This is a genomic window from Xenorhabdus thailandensis (genome assembly GCF_037996785.1).
GTDB classification, from domain to species: domain Bacteria; phylum Pseudomonadota; class Gammaproteobacteria; order Enterobacterales; family Enterobacteriaceae; genus Xenorhabdus; species Xenorhabdus griffiniae.
In genome coordinates this window covers 86,649-110,515 of sequence record NZ_JBBMXF010000008.1, presented here as the reverse complement: position 1 = coordinate 110,515, position 23,867 = coordinate 86,649, and the positions used below count along the sequence as shown (strand labels likewise).

The window sequence follows — 23,867 nt, the reverse complement described above, 5'->3', positions numbered from 1 at the left end:
AGTAGATTCACCACTCTACTGAAAATAATTTTCGACAGGTAAACAAACAGCATTTGCTGTGCCAATCAGATTATGGCTTATAATTTTTGATCTGCCCTTGTAATCCCGTAAGTTCCTTTAATTCGGGCAAAATAGATTCCAGTACCTGCCTTGATGCATTCGGTCCTACATAAATTCGGGTTAACTGCCCCTGTACCGGAGAAGAAGGCACTGTATATACCTGGTGCCCAGAAAGACGCAACCTTGCCACTATCTCGTCAACTTTATCCGCGTTTTTTAATGCGCCAAGCTGAACAACATATGCCGCTGCCTGGGGGGCTTGCTCTGTTGGCTCCGGTTTAGGTTTAGTTTCTGGCTTGCTTTCAACGCGAGGTTCAGGTTTAGTTCCCGCTTTCTCTTGAGGAGATGACTCCACTTTTTTAGGCTCTGGCGTGACAGTGACAGGAGGTGCTGTTGTTGGCTCTGCAGGCGATGGCCGAGACAGCATCTCGATATCTGGCTCTTGCTCCTGTGATTGCATTGCTTGTGCAGCACCTTCAGGCGGTGTAGAAGGCATGTTTTGTGTCAATGGTGGGATCGAGTCAATATCTTCTTCATCACCAGGCTTTGGCACCAAAGGGATCGCCGCAAATTGATTTTCATTGTATTTCTTATCACCATCAAAAATCATAGGCAGGACAATGACGCCCAATGCAACAAGAACAATCGTACCAACCAAGCGATTTTGGAATTTACTGGCCACTTTCCTTGCCCTCCTCCAGTGCTTCCATGACATGTGCGACAGTGTGGAAAGAGCCACAAACCACGATAATATCTTGCACCGACGCATCTTTCACTGCCTGCTGCCAGGCTGTTTTTACTTCGGGGAATGTCCGCGCCTGTACAAGATGCCCAGACAATTCGTCAGCTTCTGCTCCCCTCAGTTCATGCAACGATGCGCAATACCACTCATCAATTTGCTGAGAAAGACAAGTAAGTGTACCCGCTATATCCTTATCTCCCAACATGCCAACCACGCCACGGATCTTGCTGTCTGGTGAACGAGGCAATTCTGCCAGTTTTTGCACTAGATAGCCCGCAGCATGTGGATTATGAGCCACATCCAAAATAACCAGCGGATTTTCCCTGATGATTTGGAAACGCCCCGGTAATTGCGCATTTCTTAGCCCTGCACGGATTGCTTGTTCATCAATGGCCCGGCTGACTTTGTCATCCTGCTGCAATAAGCAGTGGATCACCCCCATTGCAGTTGCAGCATTTGCTAACGGCAAATTAGGCAAAGGTAACTCGTTGAATTGTTGCTTATCGCTTCGCCAGTTCCAGCTATCTTCACGCTGTGAGAAATACCAGTCAACACCACGACGAAAGAGCTTAGCGCCTAATTCTTCCGCAACTTCAGCAATTGAGTGAGGCATATCAGGTTCACCCACTACTGCAAAATGCCCACGGCGGAAAATGCCCGCTTTTTCACGGCCAATGTGTTCGCGATCTGCACCCAACCAATCCGTATGATCCAGTGCAATACTGGTGATTGCGGCAATATCGGCATCAACGATATTAGTGGCATCCAAACGTCCACCCAGCCCAACTTCCAAAATCACGACATCAAGATCCGCTTCTTTGAAAAGTTGTAATGCGGCCAACGTCCCATATTCAAAATAGGTTAATGAGATGTCACCACGCTGGGCTTCAATCGCTGCAAATACACGGCAGAAATCTTGTTCCGCGGGTTCCTTGCCCTGAATACGCACCCTTTCGGTGTAGCGGACTAAATGCGGGGAACTGTACACGCCGACTTTAAGCCCTGCGGCCAGAAAAATGGATTCCAGGGTATGGCAAGTGGTTCCCTTGCCATTAGTACCTGATACCGTGATAACTTTTGGAGCCGGAGTCAATAAGCCTAACTGACGCCCCAGTTTACCCACACGTGCAAGCCCCATATCAATGGCTTTGGTGTGCAGGTTTCCCAGATAGGAAAGCCACGTCATCAGTGGCGACGTGGCTTGAGGAATTTGTGAAATATCAGACATCTTCTTTATTAGGATTGATGTTTATATCCGCTTCGACATCAGCAGAATCAACAACGATTGCTTCTACTGGCTCTGCTTTTGTGCCTGGATGAGGTTTGTGGGTCAACATAGCAAGCAGGCTGGCAACTTTATCGCGCATATCTGGACGACGCACGATCATATCAACCGCCCCCTTCTCCAGCAGGAACTCACTACGTTGGAAACCTTCCGGCAATTTTTCCCGCACAGTCTGCTCGATGACACGAGGCCCCGCAAAGCCAATCAATGCTTTAGGCTCAGCGATATTGATATCACCCAGCATTCCCATACTCGCCGTTACCCCACCCATTGTTGGGTTGGTCAACACACAGATATAAGGCAAACCACGGTGTTGCATTCTTGCCAGCGCTGCACTGGTTTTTGCCATCTGCATCAGTGACATCAACGCTTCCTGCATACGCGCTCCGCCACTGGAAGCAAAACAGATAAATGGACAGTTATCTTCCAGAGCCTGTTCGACAGCGCGCACAAAACGAGCGCCAACCACAGAGCCCATTGAGCCACCCATGAAATTGAATTCAAAGGCACCCGCCACAACTGGCATATCATACAGCTTACCCTTCATAACGATGAGTGCATCTTTTTCTTGCGTCTGCTTCTGGGCTGCCACTAAGCGATCTTTATATTTTTTAATATCGCGGAATTTCAGGACATCTTTGGGTTCCAGCTCACTGCCTAATTCTGTGCCAGTGCCTTCATCCAAAAATGAATGCAATCTCTTACGGGCTGAAATACGCATATGGTGGTCACATTTTGGACACACTTCAAGGTTACGCTCTAATTCAGCACGATAAAGTACCTGACTGCAACTGTCGCATTTTGTCCAAACTCCTTCGGGTATACTGGCCTTACGAGTTTGTATGATTTTGCTTTTGTTTAGAATCTTTTCAATCCAGCTCATTAATGAACCTTTCCGTCTGAATCTGGCTGCTGCCAGCTATTGTTTTACGTGCCATTAAACCACAATGCCATTGCAGTGTGGATAAAAAACTGCTCAAACCTGTTTACGGTTATCAATTCATCTATCTTCTATTTTTTATCTATCTACTGCACTGCTTGCTGCTTTTTTCGATGCAGCGCGACGATGACGCCAAATTTCTATGATGCCAGGCAAAATAGAGATAAAAATAATAGCAACAATCAATAATTTCAGATTTTGCTGTATAACTGGCATATCACCAAATAAATAACCGGCATAAGTGAATAATAGCACCCAGATAAATGCACCGATGACATTATAAGCAGCAAAATGGCGGTAAGACATTTTCCCCATTCCTGCAACAAACGGTGCAAACGTTCTCACAATTGGCACAAACCGAGCCAAAATTATTGCTTTTCCACCATGTTTTTCATAAAACTCATGGGTTTTATCTAAATAACTGCGGCGAAAAATCTTTGAATTGGGATTGGTAAATAATTTCTCACCAAAAATTCTGCCAATGGTATAGTTGATAGCATCACCAATAATCGCGGCTGTAATCATCAAAGCGACCATGACGTGCACATTCAGATCATTAGAATCTAATGCAGATAGTGCGCCAGCCACAAACAGCAAGGAATCCCCTGGCAAAAATGGCGTGACCACCAGACCTGTTTCACAAAATATAATCAGAAATAGGATGCCATAAACCCAATCACCATAACTGGCAACTAATTCAGCTAAATGAGCATCAATGTGTAAAATAAAATCGACAATGAATTTCGCAAAATCAACAAAATGAGTTAAAAACTCCATAATATTCCTCGTTATGACCAAACATCCCTGTCACTATTCGAAAATGTCAGATTAAATGATTTGCCAGAAATAGTGGCCCCATGACGGGTTCAGGTAAACCAAAACGTTCAGGATAATCCACAGCAACTAAATATAAGCCTTCAGCCTTGGCAGTGGCTGCCGCTTTTGTCCTGTCTTTCAGCGCCAATAATTCAGCCATCCAGCCAATATCCTGGTTACCGCAACCAATCTCCAGCAAGCTGCCAACGATATTACGTACCATATGATGCACAAACGCATTCGCCTTAATGTCCACGACAATATAATGCCCATGCCGACTAACGTTAATATGCATCATATTGCGCCACGGTGAATTGGATTGGCACTGTACTGCCCGGAAAGAAGTAAAGTCATTTTCTCCCAACAAGCTCTGTGCCGCTTCATGCATTTTTTTCTCATCCAATGGATAATGAAAATGCGTGACACCGTGCGCCAATACCGCTGGACGATAACGATGGTTAAAAATCACATAGCGATAACGGCGAGCAGTTGCACTGAAACGGGCATGGAATTCATCATCCACCGTTTTAACCCAACGTACTGCAATATCCGCAGGTAAATGGGTATTTACCCCCATTGTCCATGCGGCATCTTTACGTTGGGACGAGGTTTCAAAATGCACGACCTGGCCGGTCGCGTGTACCCCTGCATCCGTTCTACCTGCACAAAAAACTGAAATCGGCTCATTCGCAACTTTCGACAGGGCTTTTTCCAGGCATTCCTGTACGCTTTTCACTTCTTGCTGACGCTGCCAACCATAATATCGACTGCCGTCATATTCAATCCCCAGTGCAATTTTTACTTTTTTTGCTTCTGGCACAGACTGACTCAGCTCTGTATCAGACATCAGTAAAATTGCTCCTGCATCAGCTTTTCAGCGATTTCAACCGCCATCAAAGCGCCACCGAAACGAATATTATCGGCAACTGACCAGAATTGCAGCATCTCAGGCATTCCGTAATCGTTACGCAGACAACCTATGCTCAAACTATCACTGCCCGAAGCATCCGTTACCTGAGTCGGGTAATCCCCCTCTTCTGAAACCTGAATATCGTCAAGGCGTTCAAATTCACTACGGGCTTCTTCTATGCCAACCGGACGCAACGTTTCCAAATTCACCATTTGGGCAATGCCATAGAAAACAGAAGATTGGACACAACTTACCGAAACCGGCAATCCTTCATCCTGTAATACTTTGCGAATTTGATCGACAATCCGGCGCTCTTCGCGCACTACACCTTCAGCATCAGGCAACAAAGGCAGCAAATTGAAAGCCAATTGTTTGCTGAAACGACCCTCATCCGGTGGAATGCCATTTAATAAACGAGCACTCTGCCCTGCCAGTTCATCAATAGCGGCTTTGCCATAAACAGAAACTGGCAAGATATTGGTCAAATGTAAACGGGCAATGCCAGCCGTATCGATCAATGGCTTGATGGCAGTCAGAACCTGGCTAGTTGAGCTATCTGCCACAGCAATGATGTTACGGTTACGATATTCTGCCAATGCATAAGGGTTAACGCCAGGAACAACCAGAGGCACATCTGGCTCCGCGGCAAACAAACCGCTGCTATCGATCACCAGACAACCAGACTCTGTTGCTTTTTCAATATATTGTGCTGTTGTTTCCATCGTTGCAGCAAAAAAAGCAAGTTGTACCTGTGACCAGTCAAACTCTGCCGCATCACGAACCGTGATATTTTTTCCGTTAAAACGCTGGATCTTTCCAACACTTTGTTCACTGGCAAGAAGATGCAGTTCACCAACCGGAAATTGACGTTCCTGTAATAACGCCAATATCGCTTCACCTACTGCGCCCGTTGCACCCAAAAGCGCAATATTCCAACCTTCTGACATGTTGGTTTTCTCCACTTCTCTTATTTTGCTGACAGACAGGGATTCCTGCCTGTATTAAATCACTTTTGCATTAAATCCAAGTCTGGACAGTAATTGAGCACTCTCTTCTGAGTCACAATGCACGGTCAGTGAAGACCATTCCCGACGATCTGGATAGTATTTGCGTAATCGATCAAAAGCGCCCTCCTGATCCGCAACCTGACGTAAGGGTGCATCATCACGGCGCACATCATACACTAAATGCATCAAACGCTTGAGGACACTTTGTGTCACCTCTCCTCGCACGGTGACCTGACTGAAATCGGGTGTTGGCAACAGATCAGCCAATTCCGTCTTGCGCGGTTGCCCCAGAAATTCACAATAAGCCTCAAAAACCTGAGTTGTCCCCCGTGCTTTGCCTTCCAGGGTATAACCGGCAATATGTGGGGTCGCAATATCAACCAACGCTAGCAGGGGTAGAGAAAGGTTAGGCTCTACTTCCCAAACATCAAACACTGTGCGTAACCTTTTTCCATTTTGCAGTGCGGAAAGTAACGCTTGATTATCAACCACCTCACCACGGCTGGCATTAATCAAAATACGGTTGTCCGGTAATGCAGAGAGTAATGCTGCATCAGCCAAATGATACGTCTGGTATGGGCCAGAGCGATTAAGGGGGGTATGGAAAGTTAGAATATCCGCTTCTTGCACCAATTTTTCTAAAGGCCAAAACGCCCCTTCATCACCACGATCTGCGCGGGGCGGATCGCACAGTAAGGTCTTCACGCCCAAGGCCGTCAGTCGATCAGCTAAACGTCCTCCGACATTACCAACACCGACAATACCGACAGTCTTGTCTTTAAGCTGAAATTGATCGCGCTCAGCCAATAGCATCAATGCCGAGAAGACATACTCAACCACGGCAATCGCGTTACACCCAGGCGCGGCGGAAAAACCAATCCCTGCCTGAGATAACCATTGCTGATCAATATGATCCATTCCCGCCGTGGCCGTCCCGACAAATTTCACCGAACTGCCCTGCAACAAAGATTCATTGACTTTAGTGACAGATCGAACCATAAAGGCATCAGCATGTTCCAAAATTCCCTCGGGCACTGGGCGCCCTGGAATTGCCTGCACTTCACCTAATTGCTGGAAGAGTTGTTCAGCATAAGGCATATTTTCATCAACTAAGATTTTCACTTTTCTCATCCAATGGCTTAAATGGGCGTGATCCATTATTCTGCCATTTTATCTGTATAAAACCTATATACCAATCTAACTTCAAGATGCGTATGATTTCTCCCCGCGACGCGGAAAGATATTAAGACGCATCTTGAAAGACGATTGGTATAGGCTTTCAGCCTTTTCTGAAACGTTCTGGTGTTGTGCCCGCAATCTGTTGAAACATGGCGATAAAAACCGATGATGAGCTATAACCCACATCAAACGCGATTTCGTGAATACTTTTCCCCTGTTCCAATAAAGAGATGGCATGGAGAAAACGCAACCGTTGCCGCCATTCACTAAATGACATGCCCAATTCTTGCTTACAACGCCGCGATAAAGTTCTCTCTGAGGTATACCGCTTTTTAGCCCACTCCGCTAAAGAGGTATTATCCGCCGGATTGCGTTCCAACATCTGTAATACGGGAGCGAGCAACTTATCTTTTGAGGAAGGCAAATAGGTACACTGACTTGGTGACAACTCCAACTGATCAATCAATATCTGTGCCAGCCGCCGATCTTTTTCTGTTTCCAACTGCCGGATCTTTCGTTGAAAAAAATCCACCATAATGGCATTGAAGATACCACTCAAACGGATAAGGCAAGGTTGTTGCGGCAAGGTCTCCGTCCATTGGGGGGAAATGTCAATGATCCAAAATCGCATCGCCTTCCGGTTATAACTTGAATGGGCGATATTTTTCGGTATCCAGATACAAAACTCTGGTGGAGCAAGAAAACGCTGCTTTCCCACCTGCGTTTCCATGACGCCACAAACGACATAAATTAATTGACCGAAAGGATGTGTATGTAACCGACATTCAGTATCAGCATTCAATGTTTCATCACGAAAAGAGAGGATATCTGGCATAATTGGCTGAAACATAACTTGATTTGTCTCCAAGGGTAAATATCTTGTCTTAATAGCCACATCTGTTGTCTGATTATCAATATATATAATAAATCGGTCATTGCTAAACTAAACAGACAAACTACTTACCTAAATAATCCAATTCAATGAAGAACTTATTATTCCCCCTTGTCGCTGTGCTGATCTGGTCAATCAACGCCGTTGTCAGCAAAGCTGCTGCCACTCATATTGAACCTGCTGCAATTTCTTTTTACCGATGGTTTATTGCCTTTTTGGTTCTGACGCCTTTTCTCTTATTGCCAGTCCTACAACAGCGGAAAATCATTGCTCAATATTGGTGGAAGCTCTTGATTTTGGGTTCTCTGGGTATGGTGCTTAACCAAAGCCTGGCATATTATGCAGCCCACACCGTCAGCGCGACAATCATCGGGATTTTCACTTCATTAATCCCCCTGTTAACTGTCATTATCAGTATCTTTGCCTTACGGGTTACCCCCACTGTTGGTATCACTCTCGGCACTGTACTCTCTCTGTTTGGGCTTGTATGGCTGGTCAGCAAAGGGGAACCCGCTTCCCTATTGCAACAGGGTTTGGGTATTGGAGAAGTGATGATGTTTATTGCCGCCGCTTCTTATGCCTTGTATGGAGTTTTAACCAAACGTTGGGCAATTCCATTAGCCAACTGGCAATCACTCTATGCCCAAATTGGGTTTGGCGTTTTATTGCTTTTGCCCAATTTTATGATGGCAGATGATATCCAGTTAACGACCGATAATATTTCCCTTGTTCTGTTTGCTGGTATTCCTGCCTCCATTATTGCTCCCTATTTGTGGATACAAGGTGTCACCCGCATTGGCGCAAACATGACTGCAATTTTTATGAATCTGGCGCCCGTATTTACTGCCATTATTGCTATTGTAGCTCTCCATGAAGAAATGCACAGTTACCATTTAATTGGGGGAGGTGTTGTTTTGGCCGGTGTGATACTCGCGCAACAGTTACGTATCCCGCTCACGCGCAGAAAGCCTGATTATAATTCTCACTAATAACCCACCCAACACCTCACTGGGTAAAAGCTGGAGAGCGGCATTGTGATACTGGCAAATTTCTTTAACAATAGTCAGCCCTAATCCCGTCCCCTCCAGCCCAGCAGCGTTGTCTAAACGGTTAAATGCCATTAGCGATTGGTGAATATCTTCTTGAGCGATCCCCGAACCTGAATCATCGATCTCAAGGCAAGCGTGTTTTTTATCTGGCATTATACTCACCCTTCCTGTTACCACGCCCATTTGCGGGGTATATTTGATAGCATTGTCCAGCAAGTTAGCGCACATTTCTGCTAACAATAGCGGATCTCCCCTGATCCAGGCAGCCTCTTCCCCTTCGTAGCCTAAGTCAATGTTTTTACTTTCTGCTTGCTGTAAACGGGAAAAGCAAACTTGTTGCAACAGCGCCACGATATTGACCGGCTGATAATTTTGTATTGCCTCTTTTTCATGCACTCTAAGTTGTGAAAGTTGCAGCAGGCGATCAGTCAGCACGATCATATTATCTAAACCCTTATCAATTGCTGTCAGTATGCTATCCCTCTGTTCAAGATCCTGGTTGCCACGTGCTACTGCAACCTGTGTTTTCAATACTGCTAAAGGCGTTCTTAATTGATGAGAAGCATCCGCACTAAATCGTTCTTGGCGTCCAACCATTAATGCCAACCGTCCAATATAGCGGTTAAGCGATTGCAGTAAGGGAGCAAGTTCGGACCACGGTAAAATATTCGGTAATGGCGTTAGATCATTAGCAGAACGCAGGCTCATCATGCCTGAAAGTTTCCGCAGCGGTTTAAGCAGGAGTTTGAGTAAGATGTAAGCAAGGAATAATGCCAATAATACGACAGCACCTTGATTAACAAGCGAAGACAGCAGTAATTGGTGAGTCATATCTTGGCGGGAGGTCACCGTTTCCGCCACCAATATCAACGCCATCCCCATGACGTTACCTTCATTGATGGGTTGATACAATCCCACTACACGTATAGGCTTCCCCTGATATTCCGCATCATAAAAATAAGCCAATGCCGTATATAAGGGTGAACGTTGGACGTTCTGCGGTATTTGAGGAAGATCATCATAACCGGAAATCGTCTTGCCTTGCGGTGAGATAACCTGGTAGTACAGACGATCATTCGTATTGCGCTCGAAACTGTCCAAGACAACATAAGGTACGTCAACGATTAAGTTCTGGTCCCGAACAGTCAGGCGTTCAGCAACGGTTCTTGCTGATGCAAGCAGTGTCCTGTCATAAGCCAACATTGCTGCATTTCTCACGCTGGCATACTGGCTATAAACAGAAGCACAGCCCAGTAATAGCAAAGGAACGCCCAGGAACAGCAATAACTGGTGGAATAACGATCGCGGTATTTTCAGATACTTCATTGTGTCAGCTGCTCCAACCGATATCCCAACCCACGCAATGTCTTGATCTCTACATCACTGTTGAGTAATTTTTTTCGTAACCGATGAACATACAGCTCTATGCTTTGTGGATTAGCCTCATCCGATAGGGAAAACACCTGCTCAAACAGCTGCTGTTTAGAAACCGGACGCCCTCGACGATGAAATAATGTTGTTAACACAGACAATTCTCTGGGAGTCAATGCCAACGGTACATTGTTCAGCACAAAATACCCTTCGCCTTCATAAATTAATGAACCAAATTTCTGTGCCTCTTGTGGTATAGCTGAACTACGACGCAACAACGCACGAATACGGGCTTCCAGTTCTTGAAAATCAAAAGGCTTGGTTAAATAATCATCGGCACCGGAATTCAATCCTTTCACACGATCCGTAACTTCTGTTTTAGCAGTCAATAACAACACGGGTAAGTTTTGACCACGCTTACGTAACCGCGATAACAGAGACAAACCATCCAATCTAGGTAAAGCCACATCCAGAATCAACAAAGCATAATTTTCAGTCTGCAAAAGCTGATCTGCCACGATACCATCTTCCGCCAGATCAACCACAAACCCAGCATTATTCAATGCTTTCTGTAACCAATGTGATAATTCTGGGTGATCTTCAACTAATAAGAGCCGCATTGAATAATACCTATTGTTAAAAATTAACCAGAGAAATAAAGCGGAGATATCACATAATTGCAATATTAAGATTGAGCAATTGCTTAGGGGTTAACAAAAAAACATGAATTCAAACAAACATTTAACATGATTATGTAAAACACTACGCAAATTAAGCGATTGAGGTCACATCCAGACAACTTTTTTTGTTAATGAAAGGTAATTGAAAGGTTTCGTTTCTATAAATAAACAGGCATCAGAAATTTGTCATTCATATCCTTTACTGGTGCTATGTGAGGAATAAAAATGAAAACTTTTAAAACATTAGTAGCCACTGTAAGCCTGTTTATTTGCGCCTGCGCTTTTGCAACTTCTGCTCCCAATAGAACCGAATGTATTGCCCCCGCCAAACCTGGTGGAGGTTTTGATTTAACTTGCAAACTCATCCAAATTTCACTATTAGAAACTAAAACTATCGATTCTCCCATGCGGGTGACATTTATGCCCGGCGGTGTCGGCGCAGTTGCCTATAACGCCATTATTGCTCAACGGCCTGCGGAAGCCGGCACTATCGTCGCCTTTTCCGGCGGTTCCTTATTGAATCTTGCACAAGGCAAATTTGGTCGCTACAACGTCAATGACGTACGCTGGCTCGCCAGTGTCGGTACAGATTATGGCATGATTGCGGTGCGCAAGGATTCTCCCTACAAAACGCTGACAGATTTGATGGAGGCGTTTAAAAAAGCGCCCGATAGTATTGTGTTTGGCGCAGGTGCTTCCATCGGTAGTCAAGACTGGATGAAAACCGCATTACTGGCAAAAGAGGTTGGTGTCGATCCCCGCAAAATGCGCTATGTCGCGTTTGAAGGTGGTGGTGAACCTATCACCGCCCTGTTGGGTAATCATATCCAAGTTGTATCCGGTGATTTAAGTGAAACCTTACCTTATCTCAATGGCGATAAAATTCGCATACTGGCTGTTTATGCCGATAAACGCTTAGATGGCGATCTGGCAATAATTCCAACAGCAAAAGAACAAGGTTATAACCTTATTTGGCCAATTATTCGCGGTTTTTATATGGGGCCAAAAGTTTCTGATGAGCAATATCAATGGTGGGTAGATACCTTTAAAAATCTCCAACAAACTGATGAATTCAAAAAACAACGTGAACTACGCGGATTATTTGAATTCAATATGGCAGGTAAAGAGCTGGATGACTATGTGAAAAAACAAGTTATTCAATACCATGAAATGGCCAAATCCTTTGGTTTAGCAAAATAACAGGGATAGCATCATGAGCGATCGTATCTTTGCTATTGTATGGCTGCTGCTATGTGGAATAGGGTTGGTCGTTGGATGGGGTATCCATAGTGAATATAGCTATGAACCTCTAGGCCCCCGCCCATTTCCAATTGTTATTATTTCATTAATGGCACTCTGTGCTTTACTATTGCTGTTAAAAAAACCTGATCCTGTTTACTGGCCGACATCACAAGTGTTACGTCGCTTAGTTTTATTGATTGCCACACTAACCATTTATGCATGGTCATTTGAGTGGTTGGGTTTTCCACTCGCAACTACGTTATTGACTATCTGTGTGGCACGACTCTTTAACGCCACACTCCTTGCTGCAATTATTTCCGGTTTAGTTCTCGGTAGTTCACTCTTTTTTGCTTTTGATCGTCTGTTAGAAGTCACTCTGCCCGTCGGCAGTTGGCTCAGCTAAGGAGACAACAATGGATACTTGGATATATCTGAGCCATGGTTTTGAAGTCGCATTAGTACCCAAAAACTTGGTCATTGCATTGATAGGCTGTTTTATCGGTACTGTCGTTGGGTTACTGCCCGGTCTTGGTCCTATAAATGGGGTAGCTATTCTGCTGCCTTTGGCTTTTGCGTTAAAATTACCTGCTGAATCTGCCCTGATCTTATTGGCAACTGTCTACATTGGTTGTGAGTATGGCGGCCGTATCTCTTCAATCTTACTGAATGTACCGGGAGATGCCGCTGCCATTATGACAACGCTTGATGGCTACCCGATGGCAAAACAGGGGCGAGCAGGTGTTGCACTCTCTATCTCTGCCGTTAGTTCGTTTTGTGGCTCACTTTTGGCTATCACGGGTATCATTTTATTTGCTCCACTTTTGGCACAGTGGTCTTTAGCTTTCGGGCCGGCTGAATACTTTGCACTCATGGTATTTGCCATTGCTTGCCTCGGCAGTATGATGAGCCAAAATCCTATCAAATCACTCCTTGCCGCCTTAATCGGTTTAGCCTTGGCAACCGTGGGCGTAGATGCCAACACCGGCGTTTACCGTTTCACCTTTGATAACGTGCACCTCTCCGATGGTATTCAATTCATTGTTGTCGTTATTGGCCTATTTTCAGTCAGCGAAATTTTATTGATGCTGGAGAGTACTTCTGCGGGGCAAAAAGTCATTAGCCAGACAGGACGCTTGTTATTCAATAGAAAAGAAGCCGCAACGTGTGTAGGACCAACTTTACGCTCCTCAGTCATTGGCTTTTTTGTGGGAATATTACCTGGTGCAGGGGCGACAATCGCCAGTGCAATAACCTACATGACAGAAAAGCGGATCAGCGGTAACAGTGATTCATTTGGCAAAGGTGATATCCGCGGTGTAGCTGCACCAGAGGCCGCGAATAACGCATCAGCTTGTGGTTCATTTATCCCTATGCTGACTCTCGGTGTACCCGGCTCAGGTACAACTGCTGTGATGCTGGGTGCTTTGACACTCTACAACATCACCCCAGGTCCTACCATGTTCACCGAACAACCTGATATCGTCTGGGGGCTTATTGCTGCTTTGTTGATCGCTAATATTTTGTTACTGATCATGAACATCCCAATGATTGGCTTATTTACCCGTATGCTCAGTATCCCAATGTGGTTTTTGGTTCCTGCAATAGCTATCGTTTCCGCAGTAGGCGTATATGCCATCCACAGTACCACTTTTGATCTGATGTTAATGGTCGGGTTAGGCGTTTTTGGTTATATACTGCGAAAAATGAATTTCCCAATGTCACCACTGATTTTAGGTTTCGTCTTAGGCGAAATGCTGGAACAAAACCTACGACGGGCACTCTCAATCAGCAATGGAGATTTTGAGATCTTATGGAGTAGTACTATCACACAAGTTTTGCTGATTCTGGCGGTATTGGTCATTGTTATTCCGCCAATTCTGCGCATCATTAATAAACGCCGCAATAAAATCACGGCGCTTTAATAAAAATAGCCAATCCACATAATCAATAGATTGGCTATACCCATCTAACTTCAAGATGCGTGTGGTTCCATATCGTGTTGTAAATTGCAACTTGAAGTTTAATGCGTATAAGTTTTTTATTACTTTAAAAATTAGTTTGAATACTTGCGCATCACCAGGGATGCATTTGTACCACCAAACCCGAAGCTATTGGACATCACTGTCCTTAGCTCGCGTTTGGTAGGTTCAGTAATAATATTCATGCCCTGTGCTTTTTCATCCAGGTTTTCAATATTAATGCTTGGTGCAATAATGCCATGCTCTAACATCAACAAACTATAAATCGCTTCATGGGCACCCGCTGCACCCAATGAATGCCCTGTCATCGCTTTAGTCGCGGAAATGGCAGGTGTGTTGTCACCAAAAACTTCTCTAATAGCTTCCAGTTCTTTCAAGTCGCCAACTGGTGTCGAAGTTCCGTGGGTATTGATGTAATCGATTCCCCCTTCAACACCGTCTAATGCCATTTTCATACAACGCACAGCGCCTTCTCCAGAAGGGGCGACCATATCTGCACCATCTGAATTTGCCCCATAACCGATAATTTCAGCATAAATATGTGCACCACGGGCTAATGCGTGCTCTAACTCTTCAACAACAACAATACCGCCACCACCCGCGATCACGAAACCATCACGGTTTTGATCATAAGTACGGGAGGCTTGTTCTGGTGTTTCATTATATTTAGTGGAAAGTGCTCCCATTGCATCAAACTCACAAGCCATTTCCCAGCTTAATTCTTCACCACCACCGGCAAAAATAATATCTTGCTTACCGAGTTGGATTAATTCAACGGCATGACCGATGCAATGTGCAGAGGTTGAACAGGCAGAACTGATGGAGTAGTTGACGCCCTTGATCTTAAACGGTGTTGCCAAACACGCTGATACGCCAGAAGCCATTGCCCGTGTGACCATATAAGGGCCAACGCCACGCAACCCACGGGCACGCATACCATCTGAACCTGCAACTTGGTTATAAGGAGAGCCTCCTCCTGAACCGACAACCAATCCAGTACGAAGATTAGAAACTTGTTCATCGGACAGGCCTGAATCTTTAATTGCCTCATCCATTGCCAGATAAGCATAAATAGATGCGTCACTCATGAAACGTAAAGTTTTGCGGTCAATCAAACCAGAAGTATCCAGTTTTACATTCCCCCAAACATGGCTGCGCATGCCTATTTCTTTAAATTTTTCTGAGAAAGTTATCCCGGAACGGCCCTCTTTCAGAGATTCCAGCACCTCTTTCTGGTTATTACCAATACTGGAAACAATACCCAGACCGGTGATCACTGCACGTTTCATTACTTACCTCATCAATATGTTTACCTGCGGGATTTATTCACCTGCACTTTAGCTTACACTTGTACGCCGAACAAGTCCGATCAGGTTAAAAATTCAAGGAAAAATTGATCTTGACTCAACTTTGAAACTTTACCATGGGTGGTGCAACTAAACGAAGACCGTTAAAATCCACCTATTATTGTTATCAACAGTACAGGCATTATTGTGAAAAGCAGCGCTATCAGCAACGCAACCCTAAGCTGGAATGAGCAAGGCACCCCCATTTCAGAGCAGTTTGATGATGTTTATTTTTCAAATCAAGATGGCTTGGAAGAAACATTATATGTATTTTTGAAAGGCAATCATTTTCCTCAACGTTTTAATACACATTCCCGTCCAGAGTGTGTTATTGCAGAAACTGGATTCGGTACTGGATTGAATTTCCTGACACTTTGTCAATCTTTCTCTCATTTTAGACAACAATATCCTGAAGCTGTATTAAAACGGCTACATTACATCAGTTTTGAAAAATACCCATTAAAACCCATTGACCTGAAAACAGCACACCAACGTTGGCCAGAACTGAAAACGTTTTCTGAGCAATTATGCCAACAATGGCCCTTACCACTGGCAGGCTGCCATAGATTAATCCTGGATAATGGCGCTATTACCCTGGATCTTTGGTTTGGCGATGTAAATGATCTATTACCGAAAATAAGTTCAAGCCTGACAGGGAAAATTGATGCCTGGTTTTTAGATGGTTTTGCACCAGCAAAAAATCCACAAATGTGGAGTGAACAGCTGTTCGCTGCAATGGCCAAATTTTGTCGTCCTGAAGGAACTTTTGCGACCTTTACTTCCGCCGGAACAGTCCGCCGAGGATTGCAGGCAGCAGGCTTTAATGTCACTAAGGTTAAAGGCTTTGGGCGTAAAAGAGAGATGCTAACTGGCACCTTATCTCCATCAAGTGACCCACTTCACTTACCTTATGCACCCTGGTTTTCTCGCAAAGCCGCTACCTGTACCGATGATATTGCCATCATCGGTGGAGGTATTGCCAGTGCATTAACCGCACTTGCCCTATTGCGCCGTGGCGCCAAAGTCACACTATATTGCCAGGATGAACAACCTGCCCAAAATGCATCCGGCAATCAACAAGGAGCCATTTATCCCCTATTGAATGGTAATAGTGATCCGTTAGAACGTTTCTTTACATCAGCATTTACTTTTGCCCGCCGTCAGTACGATCAATTAATTGACGAAAATGTATCGTTTGACCATCAATGGTGTGGTGTCAGCCAATTAGCTTATGATGAAAAAAGCGCAAATAAAATCAGCAAAATGCTACGGACAGCATGGCCAGAAGACATTGCGCTTGGTATGAACCGCAACCAATTAAGCCATGTCAGTGGAATAGATGTAAATTATGCTGGCATTCACTACCCACAGGGAGGATGGTTATCCCCTGCTCAACTCACTCAAGCGGTGATTAAACTGGCTGAACAACGCGGAATGCAGGTTTATTTTAATCATAAAGTAATTCAGCTTATCCAGGGTGAAAACGGCTGGCAATTGCAGCTTGAACATAAGGAAAACCTGCAATGCAAGGCTCACAAAGTTGTCATTATTGCCAATGGCCACTGTCTGCCACAATTTGAACAGACTAAAAAACTCCCTGTAACCGCTGTTCGCGGTCAGGTTAGCCATATTCCAACCACAGATAGCCTGAGCCAATTGAAAAGCGTACTGTGCTACGATGGCTACATGACTCCCGTTAATCCTAATAACCAATATCACTGTATCGGTGCCAGTTATCAACGCAACCAGTTGGATACACGGTATTCGTCTATCGAGCAACAAGAAAACCGAGATCGTTTATTAAAATGTTTCCCTGATGTTGATTGGCCACAGGAAATTGACATTTCAGAAGAGAAGTCTCGTCAGGGTATCCGATGTGTCATCCGGGATCATATGCCAATGATCGGGAATGTTCCTGCTTTCAATGAGCTTATGGATAAATATGCAAATTTATCTCTGCAAATAAACACGAATAAGATGATTGAAGAATCTCCTTGTTATCCAGATTTATTTGTTCTTGGTGTGTTAGGTTCACGTGGATTATGTTCTGCTCCTTTAAGCGCAGAATTATTGGCTAGCCAAATTTTCGGGGAACCTCTCCCACTTGATGACGAAACATTAGCGGCTTTACACCCAAATCGCTTTTGGGTGAGAAAGCTATTACGTGGCAAAGCGGTAAGAACAGAAAAACCTTAAAGTAGTTTATGTTGTGCACCAGACATGGGAAAATTATGTCTGGTGTAAATCCCAAGATTTTTATTCCCCAAATCGATATCATTTTCAAATTCAGTAAGTTACTTAGGTATAGTCGTCACAGTAAGCAAACGTCTCATTGCACAACGTTGTTCTTCAGCAAATCCATAATCGATTTCACTTTGTCGTATTTGCTGTAATGACTCAGAAAGTTGCTGTGACTCTAAGATCTCAAACCCCAATTTATGATAGAAGGGTGCATTCCAGTTAACATAACGAAAAGTTGTCAATGTCACAGCGTTAAGATGGCGCTGTTCAGCAACCTGAATAACTTTTTCAATCAATGCTTTTCCAATACCTTTTCTCTGCCAATTTTCATGCACTGAAAGCTCCATAATATGTAAGCCATCATCTAACGGCTTAGCTAAAATAAAGCCAACAGGCAGAGCATCTTCATTAAGGGCAACCCAGCTATTGCCTTGCGCAATATAGTCCAAATGTTGCTGCTCCGTTTGCACATGACCATCGGCTATCCAAGCCAGCTCGGGTATAAACCTAAACAATTTCGCAGCAGAACGTTCTATTGCGGGTAATTGGCTTACATCTGATTTTTGTGTTAAGCGAATAGAAGACCTTGTGTTCAAATCATAAACCTCATTGTTGCAATAATGACACCAGAAAAACCAAACATCATGGTGACCATCCATTTGGTTTGAGCAACTATTTTGTTGGATAGCTCCTCATTTAGAGTTGATATTTTCTGATGTATAGATGAGATATCACCTCGTATAGATGAGATATCACCTCGTATAGAAGATATCTCACCACGTACAGCTATCATATCCTTCTGCAAGATCGATACGTCATTACGTATAGAAGCTATTTCACTTCTCAGCGAGGACATATCACTACGCACAGATGATATCTCCTTGTAAATCAGTGAACTAACCATTTCAACATCCGTTTTTGTTGCATAGTTTGATTTTATAACAGCAACATCCATTTTGATTTGAGCAACGTCTGATTCCAGATTCTCAACTCTTTTTTCCAATGTTATATTCATCGATTTTTTCTCAGCAAATCTTAATACGTCATAATTTATAGGTTCAGCAGGGCAAGAGCGTGAATGCTCACTTCTTGCCCAACACCGTAAATCCTGCGACTAATACCTTGTCCAGATAGTTAATATCCATGCTCGCAAGCCGTTGTTTTCGGCGAATACTCGCTTTTTTGGTTGTTTCTGCCCGCAACATATTGACACTGATATGACGCATACATCCCAATATTTCAGCCGATTCTCCCCGATGGATAAGGCAAGCATCTTCTCCCATAGTGACATCAAGAACCCAATGTAATCGTGTTTCGATCCCCCAATGGCTCCTGACAGCGGTCGCAAATTTATCCGTGTTTAGCTCCGCTGAACTGATGTAATAACGATAATCGAGCGACTCTTTTCCTTTATTATTAATTCGATACCCGATTGCTACGCCGATGCTTTTTAAGTTTTTCCATTCAGGAAATGGTTGAGATAACGCTTGTGCAGACAATACATGATATTCACGCGCTTCTATACGACCATGCCCTTGTTCTATCGTGATATTTTCGGCATGACTCACTGCTGAGACTTGCGCAGACAACGCCTTCTTGACGGCGTGATACAGCGTTTCCTGATTGCCTTTCACCGCCAGAAGATAGTCACCTTCTTGCTGCACAATTTGTTCCGCAATCTTCGTTTGACATCCCATCGCATCAATCGTTATCAGGCAGCCTTTGATATCCAGCAAACGGAGTAATTTAGGGATCGCAGTGATTTCATTGGACTTTTTGTCTGTCTTCAATTGCCCCATCACAACGCCATTCTGGGTGGCAAACGCACTTACATCGACTGCCGATCCTTGCCGTGATAAGTTCCCCGCAATGTTTTCCCGTCAATGGCGATAATTTCCCCTTCAGAACGTTCATTAATCCCTTGAACCCACTGGATAAAACAGTGCTGAAACTCAACAGGATTGAGACGAGAAATAAGTCGAGCGATAGAATCATGTCCCGGTATTCCATTCGGGAAAAGTGATTTTTTTTGATACCAGTCCAGATACGTTTCGCCGAAATCTTCAATATCTTCCCATCCTTCCGCGCCGGCGATGATGGATGTAATTGCCAGAAAAAGGATATCAAACAAAGGATAACTGATCTTAGACGACTGGCGAGGGTCTGTTAACGTACTGAAATATTGAGAAAAGGCATCGATGCTCATGTAGAATACTTCCTAAAAAAAGAAGGATGAGATGATGTTTTTTCTTATCCGTCAACCCTAAATTTTGTTAACAAAAAATTCACGCTCTCACCCTGATAGGTTCAGGTAATAAAAGTGCTTTGTTATTTTCAGCATACTCTCTGTCACCACTTTGAATAAAGTTTCTTCCTAGTTTCATGTCACTATCTCCTGAAATATCCTTTTCTAGTTTTGACTTACCAAGAGGAATTTATTTGTTTTTTAATCTTAGCCCTTATTGACTTTTAACTTATAAATCCTCTTAAATCAGTGAGTTAGTTAAGTAAAAACCTCTTTATTTCCCTGTGTGTCATGACCAAAAGCTTAGCATCATTATTTATTTTAATCATCAGTCGTTCCATTAATAACATGATTATTTAAAAGCAATGATAAATAATTATATTCATACTCGTTAAAATCTAACATATTTATACATCATTTTAACGTGACATAAAAAAATCCTCTTAGATTAAGGTAATAAATAGAATGTCATTATTTTAGACATCATTTATATTTAATTTAATTCAATATATTAACACCCTAATTATTTTAATATACCAATCCAACCTCAAGTTTCAGCTTGAAAATCAATGCTATTATTTATATCTCCCCGCGTAGCGAGGGGATATAAAATGCATCTTGAAAGGCGGTGGGTATATAACAACATTGTTCCAGCAAGGAGTGCTTAAAGCTATATTTTGGACAAATTTAACCGTCAGATAACTCTACTTTATATTTACTATAAAAAACTCAATAAAGATTTCATTATCACCATTTATTCTCATTATTGAGATGCACTACGCATTTTTTTGTCGTTGAAGATAGGGGATTACTCAGTCCGAGCAAAAATAAAGGGCTATCTGAATAGCCCTAAATAAAGTTATTTTTATATATCCATCTAACTTCAAGATGCGTGTGATTTCATATCGTGTTGCAACTTGAAGTTTAATGCGTATATTAAAGAATTACTCTTTCGCACCATCCAGCAGTTTTTGCCAGGTCGCCAAAACCAAAACTTGATCTGGTGGAGTCAGTTCTCCCACTTTAATCGCTTTGTGGATGCTTTCTTCAACACGCTGATGAAGCTGTTCAACCGTATTTGCACCTTCTTGCTCTAATTCAGCAACAGCTAATGTCAGATGCCCGCGGAGGTAACCACCAGCAAATAATTCATCATCACTGGCCTGTTCAACCATATCATCAATTTGCGCCAGAATGCGTGTTTCAAACTCTGCGAGCATTATTTTTTCCTCAACATCAAATTAATTAGCAAAGCGATCTTCCGGATAAGGAAAATGCTCTGCTTTTAGTGGAGGCGTATTGTAGAACGATTGCAGACCTTGAATAAAGCGTGCAGCTCGTGCAGGTATCCCATTTTCAAGGTATTGCATGACTTGTACATGCACTTTCCGCTGAAAAACAAGCCGATCCGGCTCAAAATCACCTTCAAGGTTGTCACAACTGACATTAAAGGGAAATCCCGCAGCTACACAGAATAACCACTCCAGCGATTGTGGCTTAATCTCTACCTTTTCAAACGCTTCCTGAGTTTGAGCGTCACGCCCATCAGGGCAGTACCAGTAACCAAAATCGATCAGTTTGCGACGCTCTTCACCCGCAATACACCAATGAGAAATTTCATGTAATCCACTGGCATAAAATCCGTGGGCGAACACTATCCGGTTAAAGTCCATTTCATCATCTGCAGGCAGATAAATTGGCTCATCGTCACCTTTTATCAGACGAGTGTTGTAGTCATTACTAAAGCAATTATCAAAAATTTCAATCAGTTGTTGATAATGATGTGCGGTCATGTATTAATGCCAGATCCTAAATCAAAAATAAAATGCCAGCCAAGAGCGGACTGTATCTCCGTGCTGATCATAAAGAAGTTTGATGCTCATTAAGAAGGAAATTGTCACTAACAGCGGACGGATGAGTTTCTTCCCTTTGCTCAACACCAAACTCGCCCCTAATCGCGCACCGATTATTTGCCCTACCAGCATCACAACGCCCGCCAGCCATAAGATCTGCCCACCAAGCACAAAGAATCCCAAGGCTCCGATGTTAGATGCAAAGTTCAGTACTTTGGCATGAGCCGTCGCTTTCGCCAGATTGTAACCACAAAGCATGACATAAGAGAGTGCGAAAAACGATCCCGTTCCTGGCCCAAACACGCCATCGTAAAAACCAATGCCACAGCCGGCAAGACAACCAAACGCAATTGGGCCAAGACGACGTTGCCGATCTTCGGCACCAATACTCGGTACTAATAGGAAATAAAGGCCGATAATGATCACTAATGCCGGCAATAAATAACGCAGAAAATCCGGTGACACAAATTGAACCAACAACGCGCCCAACATGGCACCAATTATCGTCATGACGATAGCAAAACGCTGGGACCGCAAATCGACTACACCACGGCGGATAAAATAAAGGCTGGCAGAGAAAGAACTACCTATAGCCTGTAACTTACTTGTTGCCAATGCCTGGACCGGAGAAACCCCCACCGATAGCAACGCAGGAATGGTCAATAATCCACCGCCCCCTGCAATAGAATCGATAAACCCCGCCACCAACGCAACCAAAAAGAGGAGACCGTAAATTTCCGGCCCCAATAATGACCATTCCATTATGCATTTCACCAGAAAACTGCTTGCTTATTCCCATGATACCTTTCAGCATCAACCGAAGCAGGTATCAAAAGCCTCTTCCCAGCCTACCAACGTTCACATCAGCACACTGTGCCCGCTGGCGCAGTAAGTGATCCATCAGCACAATCGCCATCATGGCTTCTGCGATAGGTACGGCACGAATACCAACACAAGGATCGTGGCGGCCGCGAGTCACCATATCCACTTCTTCTCCCTGACGAGTGATAGTTCTGCCAGGCACCATAATGCTGGATGTCGGTTTCAAGGCAATATGCGCAATAATTGGCTGACTACTACTAATTCCGCCTAAAATGCCGCCAGCATGGTTACTGGTAAACCCCTGCGTCGTCATTTCATCGCGGTTTTCGCTGCCACGTAAATTGATAACACCGAAACCATCACCAATTTCAACACCTTTGACCGCGTTAATGCTCATCAAAGCATGGGCAATGTCTGCATCCAAACGGTCAAAAACCGGTTCCCCTAATCCCGCAGGAACGTTTTCGGCAACCACACTGACTTTCGCACCAATGGAATCTCCTTCTTTTTTCAATGTCCGGAGTAATTCATCAAGCTGCGTCAACTTACTTGCATCCGGGCAGAAAAAAGGATTCTGTTCAACCAGATCCCAATCTTTCAGTTCACAATGAATATCGCCCATCTGAGTCAGGCAAGCACGAATAAGAATACCGTGTTTTTCGAATAGATATTTTTTAGCTATTGCCCCTGCTGCAACGCGCATGGCAGTTTCACGGGCAGATGAACGCCCGCCACCACGGTAATCTCGCATCCCATATTTCTGTTCGTAGGTATAGTCAGCATGACCTGGGCGGAAAACATCTTTAATCGCACTGTAATCTTGTGAACGCTGATCGGTGTTTTCAATCATCAGGCCAATGCTAGTACCTGTTGTTACGCCGTTAAAAACGCCAGAAAGAATACGAACCTGATCGGGTTCACGACGCTGTGTCGTATAACGGGAAGTTCCCGGACGACGCCTGTCTAAATCGATTTGTAAGTCAGCTTCTGTAATAGCAATACCCGGTGGAACACCATCGACAATACATCCCAGTGCGATCCCGTGAGATTCACCAAACGTGGTGACACGAAAAAACTGCCCAATACTATTTCCTGCCATTCCTAGCCTGCCATTATTCTCTGTGCATTTAAAAAGAGTGAATAACAATAACTCACCCAATGATTAAAACCTATCTTATTTCAGTAATTTTATCAGGTGCGCCGTAAAA

22 protein-coding genes and 1 pseudogene are annotated in these 23,867 nt (G+C 43.9%); 5 read left to right on the top strand and 18 right to left on the bottom strand.

The window, feature by feature from the left end; genetic code table 11:
- Window positions 1–70: 70 nt before the first annotated feature.
- The 8 genes from dedD to AAC853_RS08330 form a co-directional block, all read right to left on the bottom strand.
- Complete coding sequence (gene dedD / locus AAC853_RS08365; RefSeq protein ID WP_340614252.1) at window positions 71–742, bottom strand: cell division protein DedD; 672 nt, start codon at window positions 740–742, stop codon at window positions 71–73.
- On the bottom strand, window positions 732–2,030 hold the full coding sequence (gene folC / locus AAC853_RS08360; protein ID WP_340614251.1) for a bifunctional tetrahydrofolate synthase/dihydrofolate synthase: 1,299 nt from the start codon (window positions 2,028–2,030) through the stop codon (window positions 732–734). Before folC ends, dedD begins: the two co-directional genes overlap by 11 nt.
- Entirely contained in the window at window positions 2,023–2,970 is a 948-nt protein-coding gene (gene accD, locus AAC853_RS08355; RefSeq protein WP_340614250.1) for an acetyl-CoA carboxylase, carboxyltransferase subunit beta, read from the bottom strand. The genes folC and accD overlap by 8 nt, the downstream gene beginning before the upstream one ends.
- Window positions 2,971–3,105: 135 nt before the next feature.
- Window positions 3,106–3,804 carry a DedA family protein gene (locus AAC853_RS08350; RefSeq protein WP_189758861.1) on the bottom strand — a complete coding sequence of 233 codons (699 nt, stop codon included), beginning with the start codon at window positions 3,802–3,804 and terminating at the stop codon, window positions 3,106–3,108.
- Window positions 3,805–3,850: 46 nt separating this feature from the next.
- Complete coding sequence (gene truA / locus AAC853_RS08345) at window positions 3,851–4,690, bottom strand: tRNA pseudouridine(38-40) synthase TruA (RefSeq protein WP_338804896.1); 840 nt, start codon at window positions 4,688–4,690, stop codon at window positions 3,851–3,853.
- Window positions 4,690–5,700 (bottom strand): aspartate-semialdehyde dehydrogenase, encoded by a 1,011-nt coding sequence (locus AAC853_RS08340; RefSeq protein WP_338885016.1) that lies wholly within the window; start codon window positions 5,698–5,700, stop codon window positions 4,690–4,692. Before AAC853_RS08340 ends, truA begins: the two co-directional genes overlap by 1 nt.
- Before the next feature lie 54 nt (window positions 5,701–5,754).
- On the bottom strand, window positions 5,755–6,882 hold the full coding sequence (gene pdxB / locus AAC853_RS08335; RefSeq protein ID WP_340614249.1) for a 4-phosphoerythronate dehydrogenase PdxB: 1,128 nt from the start codon (window positions 6,880–6,882) through the stop codon (window positions 5,755–5,757).
- A 157-nt stretch (window positions 6,883–7,039) separates the two neighbouring features.
- A complete protein-coding gene (locus AAC853_RS08330; protein WP_340614248.1) occupies window positions 7,040–7,789 on the bottom strand; it encodes an AraC family transcriptional regulator in 750 nt (249 codons plus the stop codon).
- A 131-nt stretch (window positions 7,790–7,920) separates the two neighbouring features.
- Here AAC853_RS08330 and AAC853_RS08325 point away from each other — a divergent pair, with 131 nt between their 5' ends.
- Window positions 7,921–8,820 carry a DMT family transporter gene (locus AAC853_RS08325; RefSeq protein WP_273558276.1) on the top strand — a complete coding sequence of 300 codons (900 nt, stop codon included), beginning with the start codon at window positions 7,921–7,923 and terminating at the stop codon, window positions 8,818–8,820.
- On the opposite strand, the gene AAC853_RS08320 is transcribed toward AAC853_RS08325, so the two are convergent.
- Window positions 8,773–10,206 (bottom strand): sensor histidine kinase, encoded by a 1,434-nt coding sequence (locus tag AAC853_RS08320; RefSeq protein WP_340614247.1) that lies wholly within the window; start codon window positions 10,204–10,206, stop codon window positions 8,773–8,775. The genes AAC853_RS08325 and AAC853_RS08320 overlap by 48 nt on opposite strands.
- Complete coding sequence (gene tctD / locus AAC853_RS08315) at window positions 10,203–10,871, bottom strand: transcriptional regulator TctD (RefSeq protein ID WP_340614246.1); 669 nt, start codon at window positions 10,869–10,871, stop codon at window positions 10,203–10,205. The genes AAC853_RS08320 and tctD overlap by 4 nt, the downstream gene beginning before the upstream one ends.
- 285 nt (window positions 10,872–11,156) lie before the next feature.
- Here tctD and AAC853_RS08310 point away from each other — a divergent pair, with 285 nt between their 5' ends.
- The 3 genes from AAC853_RS08310 to AAC853_RS08300 are packed head-to-tail and all read left to right on the top strand — an operon-like array spanning window position 11,157 to window position 14,095.
- Window positions 11,157–12,131, top strand: a complete 975-nt coding sequence (locus tag AAC853_RS08310; RefSeq protein ID WP_340614245.1) for a Bug family tripartite tricarboxylate transporter substrate binding protein — start codon at window positions 11,157–11,159, stop codon at window positions 12,129–12,131.
- 13 nt (window positions 12,132–12,144) lie between these two features.
- Window positions 12,145–12,576 carry a tripartite tricarboxylate transporter TctB family protein gene (locus AAC853_RS08305; RefSeq protein WP_340614244.1) on the top strand — a complete coding sequence of 144 codons (432 nt, stop codon included), beginning with the start codon at window positions 12,145–12,147 and terminating at the stop codon, window positions 12,574–12,576.
- Window positions 12,577–12,586: 10 nt separating this feature from the next.
- Complete coding sequence (locus AAC853_RS08300; RefSeq protein ID WP_338804888.1) at window positions 12,587–14,095, top strand: tripartite tricarboxylate transporter permease; 1,509 nt, start codon at window positions 12,587–12,589, stop codon at window positions 14,093–14,095.
- A 131-nt stretch (window positions 14,096–14,226) separates the two neighbouring features.
- Here AAC853_RS08300 and fabB read toward each other — a convergent pair whose 3' ends face one another.
- Window positions 14,227–15,441 (bottom strand): beta-ketoacyl-ACP synthase I, encoded by a 1,215-nt coding sequence (fabB, locus tag AAC853_RS08295; protein ID WP_189758850.1) that lies wholly within the window; start codon window positions 15,439–15,441, stop codon window positions 14,227–14,229.
- 204 nt (window positions 15,442–15,645) lie between these two features.
- Here fabB and mnmC point away from each other — a divergent pair, with 204 nt between their 5' ends.
- Complete coding sequence (mnmC, locus tag AAC853_RS08290) at window positions 15,646–17,694, top strand: bifunctional tRNA (5-methylaminomethyl-2-thiouridine)(34)-methyltransferase MnmC2/FAD-dependent 5-carboxymethylaminomethyl-2-thiouridine(34) oxidoreductase MnmC1 (RefSeq protein WP_340614243.1); 2,049 nt, start codon at window positions 15,646–15,648, stop codon at window positions 17,692–17,694.
- A 98-nt stretch (window positions 17,695–17,792) separates the two neighbouring features.
- On the opposite strand, the gene AAC853_RS08285 is transcribed toward mnmC, so the two are convergent.
- The 7 genes and pseudogenes from AAC853_RS08285 to aroC all read right to left on the bottom strand — a co-directional run bounded on the left by AAC853_RS08285 (window position 17,793) and on the right by aroC (window position 23,758).
- Window positions 17,793–18,335 (bottom strand): GNAT family N-acetyltransferase, encoded by a 543-nt coding sequence (locus AAC853_RS08285; protein WP_273558269.1) that lies wholly within the window; start codon window positions 18,333–18,335, stop codon window positions 17,793–17,795.
- Window positions 18,332–18,754, bottom strand: a complete 423-nt coding sequence (locus AAC853_RS08280) for a CCDC90 family protein (protein ID WP_340614242.1) — start codon at window positions 18,752–18,754, stop codon at window positions 18,332–18,334. Before AAC853_RS08280 ends, AAC853_RS08285 begins: the two co-directional genes overlap by 4 nt.
- Window positions 18,755–18,821: 67 nt before the next feature.
- Window positions 18,822–19,945 (bottom strand): annotated as a pseudogene (locus tag AAC853_RS08275) (ISAs1 family transposase).
- Window positions 19,946–20,928: 983 nt separating this feature from the next.
- Entirely contained in the window at window positions 20,929–21,204 is a 276-nt protein-coding gene (locus AAC853_RS08270; protein WP_273558267.1) for a YfcL family protein, read from the bottom strand.
- A 21-nt stretch (window positions 21,205–21,225) separates the two neighbouring features.
- Window positions 21,226–21,777: an elongation factor P hydroxylase gene (locus tag AAC853_RS08265; RefSeq protein ID WP_340614241.1), complete on the bottom strand. Its 552-nt coding sequence runs from the start codon at window positions 21,775–21,777 to the stop codon at window positions 21,226–21,228.
- A 21-nt stretch (window positions 21,778–21,798) separates the two neighbouring features.
- Window positions 21,799–22,599 (bottom strand): sulfite exporter TauE/SafE family protein, encoded by an 801-nt coding sequence (locus tag AAC853_RS08260; protein ID WP_189758846.1) that lies wholly within the window; start codon window positions 22,597–22,599, stop codon window positions 21,799–21,801.
- A 67-nt stretch (window positions 22,600–22,666) separates the two neighbouring features.
- Window positions 22,667–23,758, bottom strand: coding sequence for a chorismate synthase (gene aroC, locus AAC853_RS08255; RefSeq protein WP_273558265.1), 1,092 nt, complete (start codon window positions 23,756–23,758; stop codon window positions 22,667–22,669).
- Window positions 23,759–23,867: the final 109 nt, after the last annotated feature.